The sequence below is a fragment of the Deltaproteobacteria bacterium HGW-Deltaproteobacteria-18 genome, assembly GCA_002841885.1.
In the GTDB taxonomy this organism is placed as follows: domain Bacteria; phylum Desulfobacterota; class Desulfovibrionia; order Desulfovibrionales; family Desulfomicrobiaceae; genus Desulfomicrobium.
This window is the reverse complement of the sequence record PHBE01000002.1, coordinates 116149-130610: the sequence shown is the minus strand read 5'-3', so window position 1 is coordinate 130610 and position 14462 is coordinate 116149. Positions and strand designations below refer to the sequence as shown.

General features: G+C 62.2%; 11 protein-coding genes, 1 tRNA gene and 1 pseudogene. 6 read left to right on the top strand and 7 right to left on the bottom strand.

The annotated features are described in order from the left end of the window. Positions 1-14 precede the first annotated feature (14 nt). The 4 genes from CVU60_02045 to CVU60_02030 form a co-directional block, all read right to left on the bottom strand. Positions 15-1223: an RND transporter gene (locus tag CVU60_02045; protein PKN43159.1), complete on the bottom strand. Its 1209-nt coding sequence runs from the start codon at positions 1221-1223 to the stop codon at positions 15-17. Then, a complete protein-coding gene (locus CVU60_02040; protein PKN43158.1) occupies positions 1220-3583 on the bottom strand; it encodes an ABC transporter permease in 2364 nt (787 codons plus the stop codon). Before CVU60_02040 ends, CVU60_02045 begins: the two co-directional genes overlap by 4 nt. Position 3584: 1 nt before the next feature. Beyond that, positions 3585-4307: an ABC transporter gene (locus CVU60_02035; GenBank protein ID PKN43157.1), complete on the bottom strand. Its 723-nt coding sequence runs from the start codon at positions 4305-4307 to the stop codon at positions 3585-3587. Positions 4308-4793: 486 nt separating this feature from the next. Next, positions 4794-5306, bottom strand: a complete 513-nt coding sequence (locus CVU60_02030) for a hypothetical protein (GenBank protein ID PKN43156.1) — start codon at positions 5304-5306, stop codon at positions 4794-4796. A gap of 362 nt (positions 5307-5668) precedes the next feature. Between CVU60_02030 and CVU60_02025 the strand changes: the two genes are divergently transcribed. Together CVU60_02025 and CVU60_02020 are read left to right on the top strand one after the other, a co-directional pair. Further along, complete coding sequence (locus CVU60_02025) at positions 5669-6463, top strand: formate dehydrogenase family accessory protein FdhD (GenBank protein PKN43155.1); 795 nt, start codon at positions 5669-5671, stop codon at positions 6461-6463. Next, entirely contained in the window at positions 6460-6885 is a 426-nt protein-coding gene (locus tag CVU60_02020) for a rhodanese-like domain-containing protein (GenBank protein ID PKN43154.1), read from the top strand. Before CVU60_02025 ends, CVU60_02020 begins: the two co-directional genes overlap by 4 nt. Before the next feature lie 57 nt (positions 6886-6942). On the opposite strand, the gene yedF is transcribed toward CVU60_02020, so the two are convergent. After that, positions 6943-7563 (bottom strand): sulfurtransferase-like selenium metabolism protein YedF, encoded by a 621-nt coding sequence (yedF, locus tag CVU60_02015; GenBank protein ID PKN43153.1) that lies wholly within the window; start codon positions 7561-7563, stop codon positions 6943-6945. Between the two features lie 126 nt (positions 7564-7689). Between yedF and CVU60_02010 the strand changes: the two genes are divergently transcribed. From CVU60_02010 to CVU60_01995, 4 genes are all read left to right on the top strand, one after another. Further along, positions 7690-8334: a hypothetical protein gene (locus CVU60_02010; GenBank protein ID PKN43152.1), complete on the top strand. Its 645-nt coding sequence runs from the start codon at positions 7690-7692 to the stop codon at positions 8332-8334. Further along, a complete protein-coding gene (locus CVU60_02005; protein PKN43151.1) occupies positions 8331-9200 on the top strand; it encodes an acyltransferase in 870 nt (289 codons plus the stop codon). Before CVU60_02010 ends, CVU60_02005 begins: the two co-directional genes overlap by 4 nt. A gap of 36 nt (positions 9201-9236) precedes the next feature. Next, positions 9237-10946, top strand: a complete 1710-nt coding sequence (gene ade / locus CVU60_02000; protein ID PKN43150.1) for an adenine deaminase — start codon at positions 9237-9239, stop codon at positions 10944-10946. A gap of 399 nt (positions 10947-11345) precedes the next feature. Continuing rightward, a complete protein-coding gene (locus CVU60_01995; protein PKN43149.1) occupies positions 11346-11975 on the top strand; it encodes a phage repressor protein in 630 nt (209 codons plus the stop codon). 338 nt (positions 11976-12313) lie between these two features. On the opposite strand, the gene CVU60_01990 is transcribed toward CVU60_01995, so the two are convergent. Together CVU60_01990 and CVU60_01985 are read right to left on the bottom strand one after the other, a co-directional pair. Further along, a tRNA-Arg gene (locus CVU60_01990) sits at positions 12314-12390 on the bottom strand. Positions 12391-12686: 296 nt separating this feature from the next. Next, positions 12687-14030: pseudogene (locus CVU60_01985) on the bottom strand (DNA recombination protein RmuC). Positions 14031-14462: the final 432 nt, after the last annotated feature.

The following is a 14462-nucleotide window of genomic DNA, read 5'->3' as shown; positions in this document are numbered from 1 at the left end:
ACGCTCGGTCAGGGTCACGGCGCCTCCTCAACTCGCATTCCGTCCGCAAGCGTGTCCGGCGGGTGCAGGATGACCCGTTCGCCTTCCTTCAGCCCGTCCCGCACTTCGGCATGCAGGCCGTTCTCGCGGCCGATACCCACCGTCCGTACCCATGCCTTGCCGCCTTCCAGCACAAAAGCCATCCACTCCCCGCCACGCCGGAACAGGGCGCTCGTCGGCAGCTGCGGCACGTCCTCGCCATGCCAGGTGACGATACGCGCCTGCACGCCGTAGCGGTCGCCGAGCATGACCCCCTCGGGTAGGGCGTCCGTCAGTTCGGCCCGCACCTTGACCCGCTGTTCCTCCACGCCGATGGCCGAGACCTTGGTGAACCCGCCGGGCTCCACCGTCGTGACCCGGGCGCGCAGGGCGCCTTCGCCGCCCCAGTGCTCGATGCGGGCCTCGGCGCCGGGGGGCACGGCCACGGCGTCTGTGGACAAAAGCTCGATCTCGATCTCCAGGTCGCGCGGATCCCCGACCTCCATGATGGCCGTGGACGGGGCCACGGCCCGGGCGTTCTCCTCCATCACGGCCAGGACGAAGCCGTCCACCGGGGCCAGGATGGGCACGGCCTCGGTCCGTCCGGGGGCCTCGCCGCGGCTTAATGTTGCGCGGGCTGCCTCGGCCTCGTGCTCGGCCACCTGCAGGGCGAAGGAAGCCGCCTGCAGTTCCCGCTCGAGCACACGGGCCTGGTTCTCGGCCCGGTCCCAGTCCTGACGGGCCACGGCGCCGTCGGCCAGCAGGGCGTCCAGGCGCGAGAGGTCAGTGCGCGCGAGGCTGAGGCTCGTGCGTACCCGCTCCCGCTCGGCCCGCCTGCCCTGCACGGCCGCCTCGGCCGCCTGAAGCCTGGCCTGGGCTTCGGCCCGGGCGCGAGGCGTCAGGAAGGTCGACGGCTCGGGCGTCAGCACTGCAAGCACCGTTTTTCCCGCCTTGATGGGCGCGCCGGCGCGCAACTCCACGCGCTGCAGGAAGCCCGCCATGGGCGGGAAGACCACGTAGCGGCTGCGGATGCGCGTCTTGCCCTCCTCGGTCACGGTCACCGTCATGGGGCCGCGGGCCACGGCTGCTGTCTGCACGGGCATGGGCCTGGGCCAGAACCCTGCTGCAAGGACGGCTGCCAGGGCCAGGCAGAAGAGGGCGACGAAGAGTGTGCGCCACGGACGGCGCTTGCGTGCGGTGTTCATTCGGGAGCCTTCAGTACGGAGAGGAGTTGCAGGTTCCGGATGCGGCGTCCGACCACCAGGAAGGACGCCATGGATGACGAAAGGACGATGAGCACGGCCGTGGCGTAGGCCCGGTCCGTCAGCACCAGAGGCATGCGCACGGACTCGGTGTTGGCCGTCATGACCAGGACGCGGGCCAGTTCGCCGCCGATCCACAGGCCCGGCAGCAGGGCCGCCAAAGTCAGGAATATGAGTTCCGAGAGAAGGATCATGGTTGTTTCGATCTCGGAAAAACCCAGCACGCGCAGGGTGGCAAGGTCGCGGGTGCGCTCGGACAGGGCGATGCGCGCCCCGTTGTAGACCACCCCGCAGGATACGATGATGGCAAAGGTGAAATAGACGCCCTGGACCACGCCCATCATGTCGCCCATGGCCAGCTGGAAGCTCTCGCGGGCCGAGGATGTGAAAACTGCCGAGGCGATGGCCGGGGTGTCCGCCGCCGCGTCCAAAAATTCGTTTCGATATGTCTTGTCCAGGGTCAGGTGTGCGCCGCTGACAACCCGCTCCTCGCCCATGAGCCGGCCCAGGGCATGAAAATCCATGTAGGCCCCGACCCCGGCGAAATCCGTGATGGTCCCGGCCACGAAGGTCTCGAGCACCGGGCGGCGCCCTTCCTGAACCTCGATGCGTACCCTGTCTCCGGGCGCAAGCTCCAGCACCTCGGCCAGTTTCTCGGACAGGAGCAGACCCGCCAGCGGCAGTTCCACGGTGTGTCCTCTGTCGTCGAGAAGCAGGTTCAGGCGTGCGCCTGGCATGCGGCCGGTCAGGCCGATACGGCGCTGGCGCAGGCCGTTCACGATGCGCCCCTGCACCACGCGGAAGGGTTCGGCATGCAGCACCCCGGGCATGGCCGCAAGGGCGTGCAGGGCGGACGGGGAAGCGGGTTCGATGAGGGATACTGTGGCGTCCTGGCGCTGGGCCAGCCGCCACTGGAAATCCATGAGGTAGTCGATGCCGTCGCCCATGGCTCCGGGTACGATGGGGATGGCCGTGGCCATGGCCAGGCCGAAGGCCGTGAAGAAGGCCTGCCAGGGCCTGCGCTCCAGGTTGCGCAGAGCCATGCGCTGGATGGGCGAGAGCAGGCGCAGCAGGCCCATGCGCTCAAGGACGGACGGTTCGAAGCGCGCCGGGGGTTCGGGGCGCATGGCCTCGGCCGGGGGAAGCTTCACGGCCTGGCGCACGGCCCCCAGCACCCCGATGAAGGAAGTCCCCGCGCTGGCGGCCAATGCCAGGCCGAGTGCCCGCCAGTCAGGGCGGAAGGCGAGGTTCGGGAACTGGAAGAAGCGGCGGTAGATCTCCACGAGCTCCTGTCCTATCCACAGGCCGATCACGGAGCCCAGCAGGGTGGCGGCCACGACGGCGGCCAGGGCGAACTGGAAATAATGCAGCCCCACGTCCGCCGAAGAGTAGCCGAAGGCCTTGAGCTGAGCGATCTGCTCGCGCTGCAGGCGCACCAGTCGCGTCAGGGCCGCGCTGGTCATGAAGGCGGCGATGGACAGGAAGATGATCGGGAAGGCGACGGCGAACCCCTTGAGCATGGCGATGCGGTCGTCGATGAGCTTGGTCGAGACGTGCTCCGAGCGGTCAAAGGCCACCAGCGCGCCGTAGGGGGCCAGAATGCGGTCCAGATCCTTCTTCACGGGGCCGGTCTCGGCTCCTGGGGCCAGGGTCAGGATGACGCTGTTGAAGGCGCCCTTGAGGATGAAGGCGGAGGCCAGAGCCCCTTCGCTCATCCAGAAGGTGCCGTAGCGGCGGTTGTCGGGCACGGTCTCGCCGGGCCGTGTTTCGTAAACGTACTCAGGCGACATGCCGACGCCGACGATGCGCAGCGTCGTGTGCGCGCCGTGGATGGTCGCCTCAAGAGTGTGCCCCGGGACAAAGCCGTGAGCCTTGGCAAAGGGTTCGCTGACCACGACCTCGTCAGGGCTGTACGGCTCCGGCAGGCGTCCCTGACGCAGGTGCAGGCGGTTGACTTCGGTCTCCCGGCCGTCGGGCAGGGACAGGATCAGGCCATCGGCGGGTTCGTCAAGGCCCGGCAGGTCAAGGGTCAATGCTCCCCTGACCCGCGTCTCCAGGGATGCTACCCCGTCTATCTCCCGCAGCCGCATCCCCACGGCGTTCGGGGCGCGCTTGAGGTCGCAGAAGACATGGGCCAGGCGGTGGGAAGCGTAGTACTCATCCCGGGCCGTCTCCAGGGACTTGACCAGCCCGCGGGCCATGATCATGACCATCAGTCCGCAGGCCATGACCAGGGCTACGGCGGCCATCTGCCCCTTCATGGACCACAGGTCGCGCAGGAGTTTCACGTTCAGGGCGCGCATTTCACCAGACCAGCTCTTCGGCCCGGCGGCGGGTCGCGTTGGTGCGGATGTTTGTGATGCGTCCGTCCGAGAGCAGGATGACGCGGTCAGCCATGTCCGCGATGGCCACGTTGTGCGTGATGACTACGGCCAGGGTGCCAAGGTCCGCGTTGATGCGCTCGATGGCCGAGAGCACGGTGATGCCCGTGCGCACGTCCAGGGCGCCCGTGGGTTCGTCGCACATGAGCACGTCGGGGTTCTTGGCGATGGCGCGGGCTATGGCCACACGCTGCTGCTCGCCGCCCGAGAGCTGGGAAGGGAAATGGTCCATGCGTCCGGACAGGCCGACCCGGTTCAGTGCCTCGGCCGGGTCCATGGGGTCGTCGGCGATGTCGGTGATGAGGGCCACGTTCTCGCGGGCCGTGAGGCTTGGGATGAGGTTGTAGAACTGGAAGATGAAGCCGACGTTCTCGCGGCGGTAGGCGGTCAGCGTCTTCTCGTCGGCATGGGTCAGGTCCTGGCCGCGGTAGGACAGGGTGCCGCTGGTGGGGGTATCGAGGCCGCCCAGGATGTTCAGGAGCGTCGACTTGCCGCTGCCCGAGGCGCCCAGGAGGACGACCAGCTCCCCGGGAAAGAGATCCAGGCTGACCCCGCCCAGGGCCCGCACTTCCATGGTCGCGCCGGGGTAATAGACCTTGGTCAGGTCCCGGGCGCGGATGAGAGGGGAGGGGGGCGGCGTGGTCATGCTTGGGCTCCATGTTTTTTGATGCGCTGTTACTGAAGCATGAATGTGGGGCTGAGGTCAATTTTGTGTAGAGGAATAAGGGGGGATGCGCAGGGCGCCGCGATCCGGTTTGCGCCGGCAAGGGCCGCCGAAACTCCTTCGCGGGCCTCGTAAGGCTTCCCCGTCGCGTGCAGGACGGACGATCAGAGACAGGCGGGGAACGACGGGGAAGGCAACGATGCCTGGCTCAGTCAGACAGTCGACGGACCTTGCCGCCACAAACCGGATCGCTCGGGCGTGGGCAGGGGACGAAGGGGAAGCCAGCGATGCCTGGCTCAGTCAGACAGTCGACGGACCTTGCAAGGCGCAAACCGGACCGCTCGGGCTTGAGCGGGGGACGGCTGAAGAATCGGGAGGAAAAGCGTTCTTTGAATTGAAAAAAGGAGGCAGGGACGGGACGTTCGGGCATGAAAGAAGCGCCCCCGGACAGCCGGGGGCGTGGAAGAATTACTGGACGTGGCAGCTGTTGCAGGCCAGGGGGGCGTCGCTGGAGCCCTGGCGCTTGAGTTCGCGGTGGCAGCCCACGCAACTCTTTTCCGTGTCCTTGGTGGTGTGGAAAGTTCGGTAGACCGAGGAAATTTCCGTCCGCTCCTTGATGTTGTCGTGACAGCCTTCAGTCATGCAGCTTTCAAGGGTGTAGGTGTCAGCCACGGTATGATGGCACTGCTGGCAGGCGATATCCATGTGTGAAGCATGATTGAAGGTCACATCCCCTTTCTTGGGCGTGTAGCCTTCAAACTGCTTGGGGCTCATGGTCACGCTCTCGGGAATCTCGAAAGTTTCGCTCAGGGCGATCGTGGCGCTGCCTAAGATAATCAGTCCTACCAGGGCCAGCGTACGAAGACGGTTCATTATTTCCTCCTTGAATGTTCCAGATCTGATCCCCATGACCCTATTTTTCATCCTCCTGCGGGGGAAATAAAGGTGGGTCTGGGCGTCCCTCGGGTAAGTTTTTCTCATATATTCTTACCTGCTGGAGGGCAAGGTCTCAAATGTGAACTTTATCACGAAGCGGACGCTCACGCTTGGTTTGTCAGTGAACGGGTATTGCAAAAAGTCGGGAGATTCCCTGCAAAGACATCCCGGTCAAGGAGGGAATCCATTCTTTCCGAGTAGTTGAAAAGACATGGATGCCATTGTTCAAAAGGATGACGCCGCTGAGCATTGTCTTCACCTGACCCGTCGGAAGAGCGATTCTGCGCCTTGACAGGAGGCGGGCTGCAAGTAGGACATTGCCCGAGCTTGTCGATCTTTTTTCGCCGTTCCGGAATGCCGTTCCAAGCGATGACGGCGGAGTTCTTCAATTTTTTTCAGGAGTCCCCATGGCCGACCCCCAGCCTCTAGAGCCTCTGGTGCAGATGGATATCGTCAAAGTCACGGCCGCCGGTTTCGCGCACGAGACCGATGTCGTGGCCACGGAAGTGCCCGTGACCATCATGACTCGGGATACGCAGATCGCCACCCTGATGTGCACGCCAGAGCATCTCGACGATCTGGCGCGCGGTTTTCTGCACACTTCCGGACTGCTTGCCCGGCCGGAGGATTTTCTGGGCAGCGAGGTTGATCCGGTCATCTGGGCGGTGCGCGTGAGCCTTGCCTCTGACGTGGATCCTGAGCAGCTCTCCAGCCGCACCTTCACCTCAGGCTGCGGCAAGGGTGTCATGTTCGCCAGCGCCCTTGAGCTGGCTGGAAGCGAGTCCATGCCTTTGGGGTTCACCCTGCCCGCCGGGCGCGTGCAGGAGCTTGCCAACTGGTTCCGCCGCTATTCCGACCTGCACCACGCCACGGGCGGCGTGCATACCGTGGCCCTGAGCCTGGACGGACAGGATCCGGAGCTGATCCGCGACGACGTCGGAAGGCACAATGCCGCCGACAAGGTCGTGGGCCGGGCCCTGGCCCTGGGCGTGGATCTGGGTCGCACGGTCATGATCACTTCGGGCCGCATCTCCTCGGAGATCGTGCACAAGGGCAGAAGGGCCGGCATCCCCATCCTGGTTTCCCTGGGTGCGCCGACCCACCAGGCCGTGCTGCTGGCGCGGGAAATGAACCTGACCCTGATCGGCTTTGCCCGCCAGAACCGTTTTTCCATTTTCTCTGCTCCGGAGCGAATCCTGTGAGCAGGCAGCCGACCCGGTTCATGGGCGTGAAATTTGCGTTTTTGGCCGCTTTTTGGATTCTGCTCGTGTTCTCGGCCGGGTGCCGGACACAGGATGAGCGCCTGCTCGAACCCACCGCTGCCCTTGAGCTGATGCGCAGCAACCGGAACAACGCCGCTTTTGTCATCCTTGATGTGCGTACTTCAGGGGAATTCAGGCAGGGCTATATTGAAGGTGCCGTGCTGCTTGACTATCACGCTGCGGATTTCCGGGAACGCTTTGCGGAACTGGACCGCAGTGCGACCATCCTCATGTACTGTCGCAGCGGCAACCGCAGTTCGCATGCGCTTCGGATGGCGGACGAGTTGGGGTTCGAACGCGTTTACGATCTGCGCGGCGGGATTCTCGCCTGGAAAGAAGCGGGACTGCCGCTGGTGAGGTGAAGCGCGAACCCGGCCATTGCTCCGGGTTCGCGTGTGTGGTTCGGAAGAACGGGACCGTTACAGACTGATGATCTTGTCGGCGACTTGCTGACTGGTGACCACGTCGAGCATGTTGGTGACTTGCCCGACCTCTTTTTGATCCATGAGCTTGAAAAATTCCAGACAGGTGCCGCAGACCAGGATGGAAACGCCCGCGGCCTCCAGTTTTTTGAGCGCTTCCACGGCCGGGTTTGTCGTCGTGGCCAGCTTCACGGCTCCGTTGACCATGATGATGCGCCACAGCGTATCGCCAAGCTCCGGCAGGGTGTTCAGGAAATTGCCCATCAGCCGGGAGCCCAGAGTCTCGTCTCCCTGCCCTATGGTGTCGGATGTCAGAAAGACCAGAGTCCTGGACGCGCTGACCTGTTTTGGGTCTGCTTGCGCCTGTGACGCTTGGACCGCATGGCCTGCTTCCGAGGAATCACCCCGCGAGGCCCTGATGGTCCACAGGCTGCCTTCCTTGCTCGCGTCGTCGACGCGCATGCCCTTGCTGGTCAGATAACGGCTGACGTTGTCCATGGCCGCTTCGTTGTCGACGATAACTTCCAGTGCTTGGGGCGTTTGTTCGTCCAGAAGGCGCTTGCAACGCAATACGGGGTTGGGGCATGGTTCGTTTTCGCAATTGAGGACTATGGGCATGGTGAGACTCCCTTTTTTTCAACGATGCTTGTCGTGACCCTGGGTTCTGGTCAAATCGTTTAAGTCTATACGTTTTTCATCTTTCCATCGAAAAATTCGATTTCATTTGGTTACATCAGGAGTTGCATGGTGCGGATTCCCGTTTCCCCGAGATTCATAGGTGCCGTTTTGGCCTTTGTTGTGCGTCTGTGGCACCTGACTCTGCGTGTGAACCGGGTCAACACCGAGGTTTTTACGGACCCGGAATTGCGCGCCAAGCGTCCCGTGATCATGCTTTGGCACGACGAGATTTTTCCCCTTATCCCCGCTCATGCCGGTGAGCGCATGGCCTGTGTGGTCAGTCAGAGCAAGGACGGGGAAATCCTGACCCGGGTGCTGGAGAGTTTTGGTTTCATGGCCGTGCGCGGCTCCAGTTCGCGCGGCGGAATGCGCGCTCTGATCGCCGCCAAGCGGATCATGGACGAACAGGGCGTGGGCATCATATTCACCGTTGACGGCCCGCGCGGACCACGTCACAAGGTCAAGCCCGGAGCCGTGTTCCTGGCCGGACATGTCGGTTCTCCCATTTTGCCGGTGCGGGCCGTGATGAGCCGGGCAAAGGTCTTTCATCGCGCCTGGGACAAATTTCAATTGCCGTGGCCCTTTTCCAGATGCACCATCATTTACGGCGATCCCATCTTTTTGCCCGAACTTGGCGATGACCCCGCGGAAATGCAGAGGCAGTGCGAACACCTTGAACAGATCATGAACTCTCTTGGAAAAAACCTGTGAGACATATAGCCTACAATGCCTTTTTGCCCCTGGGCACATCCCTGTCGCTGGAGCGGTTGCATGCCCTTGGAAACGGGATCGGCAAACTCATGTGGGCCGTCCTGCCCTCAAGACGCAAGGAAACCACGGCCTGCATGCGCGACCGCCTCGGCCTCGGAGAGCGCGAGGCCAGAGAACTCGCCAAGGCCAGTTTCCGGCACAGCGCCTGCTCCTTTCTGGAGCTTTTCCATGCCCGCTACATGGATCACCGTTTTCTGGAAGAGCGCATCGAATACGAAAATCCGGACCTCTTTGTGCGCATGGGCGCCACATTGCGCCCTGTCGTGGGCGTGACCGCGCATCTTGGATGCTGGGAGCTTCTGGGCGGAGTGCTCAAGCGCTTCAACGTCAAAACCGATTGTCAGGTCGTGGCCCGGTTGCCCAAGGATGCCGCCCTGGCCGATCTCCTGATGCACATGCGCACCCAAAGCAAAATCCGTGTGCTCCCTCATCGCGAGGCCGCGACCGAAGCCCTGGGCAAGCTGCGCCGCGGCGGGCTCTGCGCTTTTCTGGTCGACCACAACTGCAAGAGCGCCGAAGCGCAGTTCCTGCCCTTTCTGGGCAAGACCGCCGCGGTGAACAAGGGGCCGGCCATCCTGGCCCTGCGCGCCAAGGCCGAAGTCTGGCCCTTTTTTCTCATCCGCCTGCCGCAGGGCAGATTCCGGGCCGTGACCCTGCCCTGCCTCGACACGGCCACCCTTGAAGGTAGCAGGGCGGAGCGAATCGAGCAGATCTGCCGTTTTTACACCGGGGCCGTTGAAGAGATGGTACTGCGCTACCCGGAACAGTGGTTCTGGATGCATCGGCGCTGGAAAACCCAGCCGTGAGCGAATGTCGGATTCAAAACGAGTCGAGGTGAGCACATGCCCATGAACAGTCTTTTGCATGCCGCCCGGGGCGAGACCCCGGTGGATCTGCTGGTTCGTAACTGTCAGGTGGTCAACGTCCTCTCCGGGGAAATCCATCCCGGTAGCGTTGGCGTGAAGAACGGGGTGATTGTCGGGATTGGGGAATACGAGGCCTTCGATATCGTTGATGCCTGCGGCCGCTACCTCTGTCCGGGCCTGGTCGAGGGGCACATCCACATCGAGTCCACCCTGCTCGATCCCGTCCGGTTCGCGCAGGTGGCGGCTTCCCACGGCACGGCCGTGGTCGTCTGCGACCCGCACGAGCTGGCCAATGTCCTGGGACTGGGCGGTATAAGGTGGCTCCTTGAGATCACCCGCGACCTGCCCCTCGACATCCGCTGCATGATGCCTTCCTGCGTCCCGGCCACACACCTGGAAACCGCCGGAGCGGTCATCACCGCCCAGGATATCGCGGCCATGTTCAAGGAATATCCGGGCCGCATTCTGGGGCTGGCGGAGATGATGAACTATCCCGGCGTTCTCTATCAGGACCCCCAGGTCATGAGCAAACTCTTCGCCGCCGAAGGGCGTCCCATTGACGGGCACGCCCCGGGCCTCTCCGGATTCGACCTCAACGCCTACATCCTGGCCGGACCCGGGAGCGACCACGAAGCCTGCCACCTGGAAGAGGCGCTCGAGAAACTCCGCGCGGGCATGCACGTCATGATCCGCGAGGGCAGCTCCGAAAAGAACCTGTTCGATCTGCTGCCGCTCATCAACGACTTCAACAGCCAGAACTGCTCCCTGGTCACCGACGACCGCCACTGCGACGACCTGCTGCGCGAAGGGCACCTGGACCACACCATCCGGCTGGCCGTTAGCCGGGGACTTGCGCCCATCAGGGCCATCCAGATGGCTTCCATCAACACCGCCCGCTATTTCGGCCTTCGCCACAGAGGGGCCGTGGCTCCGGGTTATCGGGCCGATTTCGTGCTGCTCGACGACCTTGAGTCCTTTTCCATTTTTCAGACCTACCTCGGCGGCAGGGCCATCATGCCCCAGTACTGGCGACCCGCCTCGACGGAACGCGTCGTGACCAAAAGCGTGCACCTGGGTGATGTGAAGCCCTCCTGTCTCAGGATGCCCGCTCCAGGAGGCGGAAAGAAAGTTCGGATCATCCGCACGATTCCGGGGCAGATCGTGACCGACTTGGACATGGTGGAGCCTCGGATCCGCGATGGCATGATCATGGCGGACCCGGATGCCGACGTGGCCAAGCTGGCCGTCTTCGAGCGCCATCACGGCAGCGGCGGCGTGGGGCTCGGGCTGGTGCGGGGACTGGGACTCAAAAGCGGCGCCATCGCGAGCACCGTAGCCCATGACTCTCACAACCTGATCGTGGCAGGCGTCTCGGACAGCGATATGCTCCTGGCCGTGCGCGCCCTGGCCGAATGCGGCGGGGGATTTGTCTGCGTGCGCGACGGCTGGGTGCTCAACCTTGTGCCTTTGCCCCTGGCCGGGCTGATGAGCGATCAGGATCCCGCAACCGTCGCGACCGGACTTGATCAACTCAATGCCAGCGCCCGCGAACTCGGGTGCCCGGACAACATCAATCCCTTCATGCAGCTTTCCTTTCTTTCCCTGCCGGTCATTCCCAGGCTGCGCTTGACGGACAGGGGCCTGGTGGACGTGCAGGATTTTGCTTTCACGCCATTGTCTGAATAATTTTTTTTGGGCTGTGCTTTTGGGAAAAAGGGGATGGATGCAGGGCGGCCGTGTCCCGGTTCGCCCCGGTCAAGCCCCGCCGAAACTCCTTCGCGGGCCTCGTAATGCCGAACCGTTGCGTGGCGGCGCGTGAGGCCGGGGCTGGACGTCTGGCAACGGTTCACCAAACGATGCCTGGCTCAGTCAAACAGTCGGCGCGCCCTGACCGGGACGAACCGGGACGCTGGGTTTGATGTCGGGTGGAAATTGTTGAGGAGATTGGGCCGGTGTGTTGTTGGTGCGATGTCATACTTTTGTTATAACACCCTGTAGTTTTATACGTATTTGCTGCGCCGTCCGCATTGGGGTGAATTGGAAAAAAGGTTTGACATCAAGTTAACTTTTGTTAATTGTGCAGACATGAAATTTGATGACTTCTTCCAGCGGGTGGCCAAGACCACCGGCATCTCCACCCAGAAAGAGCTGGCCGCCCTGCTCGGCATCGATCCTGCCGCCATCACCATGGCCAAGGGCAGGGGGGTGCCCAAGTCCTGGGGGTTGACCATCGCCGCCGCCTTCGGCGTCAATCCGGTCTGGCTGAAGACCGGGACGGGGCCGATATACCAGAATGAACAGACAAACACCCTGCTGGTACCCAAGGTTGCCGCTAGGGCGTGCGCCGGCGGCGGTTCTTTCGAACTCGGCGACAGGATCGTAGACGAGATCCCCTTTGACCGCTCCTGGCTGAGCAAGAAGGGCAATCCCGGACGCATGGTCGCCATGGAAGTCATCGGCGACAGCATGTCTCCGGAGCTGGAACCCGGCGACAACATTCTCATCGACCAGAGCCAGAACCAGGTCGCGGACAACAACCTCTATGTCGTCGGCCTTGCTGACAGCATCCAGGTCAAGCGCATCCAGGTACGCCCTGGGCTCGTGGTTTTGTTCAGCACCAATCAGCGCTATTCGCCGGTCACCCTTCAAGGCGACGAGATCGACACCTTGAGAGTCATTGGCCGTGTGTTGTGGAGCAGCCGGGCTTACGCCTAGAAATTTTTTTGCCGGGCTGATTAACAAAAGTTAATTCTCAATAAATGGGAGGCCTTCCATGCAACAGCGATTTTGTGAATGTGGACATCCGGTTCTGGTGGCGTACGTGATCACGAAAAATGGGATTCTGCACGTGTACCGCGTCAATGCGCGTTTCGGTTCGCCGATGCGCTGTCCCGCGTGCGGGAAGCATCTGGACATAAACGAATTGAGGTAGGAGCGGACGGAACGCGAAGGGCCTGGCGGATTGAACGGCGGCTTTCGTAGGGGTCCAGGCGGAGCATTTGAAGAGGGCAAGAAAAAAGGAGCAAACAGTGTTTGCTCCTTTGTTTCTCAAGTGGTGCGCCCGGCATGATTCGAACATGCGACCTACTGATTCGTAGTCAGGCACTCTATCCAACTGAGCTACGGGCGCGTCGAGAAGACGGTGTTTAGGGGCAAGCTACCTGAATGTCAACAGTTTTGCTTGCCGTAATCATGCGCTCGGCCATTTTTTTCGATTTGATGCGCCGCATGGTTCAAATTCATCCCGGCTGGCCTTGCAGGTCGCTCATTTTCAAGCGCCGTGCTGTCAGGCGTTTTCTACTGCCTGGAAGCGCTTGAGCGCAATCCGGCGGACAGGACCCGTTCCTGCTCATCGCTCTGGGCCGTGTTCACTCCGCGGCTCCGGAGCGCTTCCTCCCCCTCTTCCTCCTCCTCAAGCGGCAATGAAAGCAGGACCGAAGAGTCCGCAAGGGGCATCTCCTGTACGCTCTGCAGCTTGCGCCCGATGACCCGCGTCCTGACTTTGGCCTTTTCGATGGTCTCCGAGGCCTGATGGATTTTTTTCTGCACCGTATCCAGAATCTCGCCGTACTTGCTCCATTCGGTCTTGACGGCTCCCAGCAGGTTCCAGACTTCACTGGAGCGTTTCTGGATGGCCAGGGTGCGAAAGCCCATTTGCAGACTGTTCAGGATAGACCACAGGGTTGTGGGCCCGGCAATGACGATCCTGAAATCGCGCTGGATGCATTCACTCAGCCCGGGCCGCCGGATGACTTCGGCAAAAAGGCCCTCGATGGGCAGGAAGAGGATTCCGAAATCGGTCGTGCTTGGAGGGCTTACGTATTTGTCGCGGATTTCCCTGGCACACGATTTGACCCGCGTCTCCAGCTGTTTTCCTGCAAGTTCCATGGCCTCGACGTCGCCGCGGTCCTGGGCTTCGAGCAGGCGCTGGTAGTCCTCGATGGGAAATTTTGCGTCGATGGGCAGCAGCACGGGCGCTTCATTGTCCTGACCCGGCAGCCTGATCGCGAATTCCACCCGCTCCGCCCCCCCTTTGGTGGCGACGTTTTTGGCATACTGTTCGGCGCTGAGCACCTGCTCCAGCAAGGCGCCGAGCTGCACCTCGCCCCAGGTCCCGCGCGTTTTCACGTTGGTCAGGACTTTTTTGAGATCGCCCACACCCGTGGCCAGGGACTGCATTTCCCCGAGCCCCTTGTGGACCTGTTCGAGGCGTTCGCTGACCTGCCTGAAGGATTCTCCAAGCCTTTTTTCCAAAGTCCCTTGCAGCTTCTCGTCCACTGTCTGGCGCATGGTTTCGAGCTGTCTGGCGTTGTCTGTCTGCAGCATGTGCAGCTTTGTCTCCACGGTGGTGCGGACCGTCTCCAGCTTGGCAGCGTTGGTTTCGGACAGGCTGGCGATGGCGGCGACCATGGCGTCGAGCTGCTTCTTCTGCGTTTGTCCCAGGTCGCCGACAGTCCTTGCTGAAGTCTCTGAAATGCCGTTCAGGGTGGCCAGTATTTCCTCCCGCAACGCCTTGGAGTTGGCCGAGGACTGCTTCCCGAGGCTGTCGAGTTGGGTCAGATTGGACGCGGCGAAGGACGCGAAATTTTGTGCGAACGTGTCCAGCTGTCTTGATTGCGCGCAGCCGGCGTCAAAGACCCTCTGCATGAGTCCTCCGCCCAGTTCCTTGAACGCGGCGACCACTTCGCGGCGTTGCTCCAGCAGCAGCCGTCCGGTTTCGTCCCGGTTCCGGCTGATCTCATCGTGCAGGATCCGCTCGGTCCTTTCCAGGGACTTCTCGACTGCATCCAGGCGCGCGCTGAGGAGCAGGGAGTTTCTTGAAGTGCGCAGCATGATGGCAAGCAGCAGGAGGATGGTGAGAACGGGCAGCGCGATGGGGGCATAGAGGAGTATTTCGTGCATGAAGACCTCGGGAATTTTCTGCCGGATAAAAGTGGAACGGCCACAAACCATTGCAGCCACCTGACCTGCCACGTGTGCAACCGGACTGCTTGCGGCCAAGGCTGGCAAGGGCGACGGATCTGTTATCGGAATTTCATGAGGCAGGCCGGAGTTTTGTCTGCCATCGTCCCGTCAGGTCGGGAGCATGGGGCAGCCATTTCCCGGTTGCGGTTCGCGGGCGAGGATGAAGGCAAAAGTGCAGGAAATCAATGAGGATGGGCAGTATTTTCTGAAAAATACGGTTCGGTCCTGCACCAGGAG

Bases quoted from the DNA above. Each gene is read 5' to 3' on its own strand.
- CVU60_02010 (PKN43152.1), top strand. From the start codon at position 7,690: ATGGTGCGGATTCCCGTTTCCCCGAGATTCATAGGTGCCGTTTTGGCC.
- CVU60_02025 (PKN43155.1), top strand. From the start codon at position 5,669: ATGGCCGACCCCCAGCCTCTAGAGCCTCTGGTGCAGATGGATATCGTC.
- CVU60_02040 (PKN43158.1), bottom strand. From the start codon at position 3,583: ATGCGCGCCCTGAACGTGAAACTCCTGCGCGACCTGTGGTCCATGAAG.
- CVU60_01995 (PKN43149.1), top strand. From the start codon at position 11,346: ATGAAATTTGATGACTTCTTCCAGCGGGTGGCCAAGACCACCGGCATC.
- CVU60_02045 (PKN43159.1), bottom strand. From the start codon at position 1,223: ATGAACACCGCACGCAAGCGCCGTCCGTGGCGCACACTCTTCGTCGCC.
- CVU60_02035 (PKN43157.1), bottom strand. From the start codon at position 4,307: ATGACCACGCCGCCCCCCTCCCCTCTCATCCGCGCCCGGGACCTGACC.
- CVU60_02030 (PKN43156.1), bottom strand. From the start codon at position 5,306: ATGAGAAAAACTTACCCGAGGGACGCCCAGACCCACCTTTATTTCCCC.
- yedF (PKN43153.1), bottom strand. From the start codon at position 7,563: ATGCCCATAGTCCTCAATTGCGAAAACGAACCATGCCCCAACCCCGTA.
- ade (PKN43150.1), top strand. From the start codon at position 9,237: ATGCCCATGAACAGTCTTTTGCATGCCGCCCGGGGCGAGACCCCGGTG.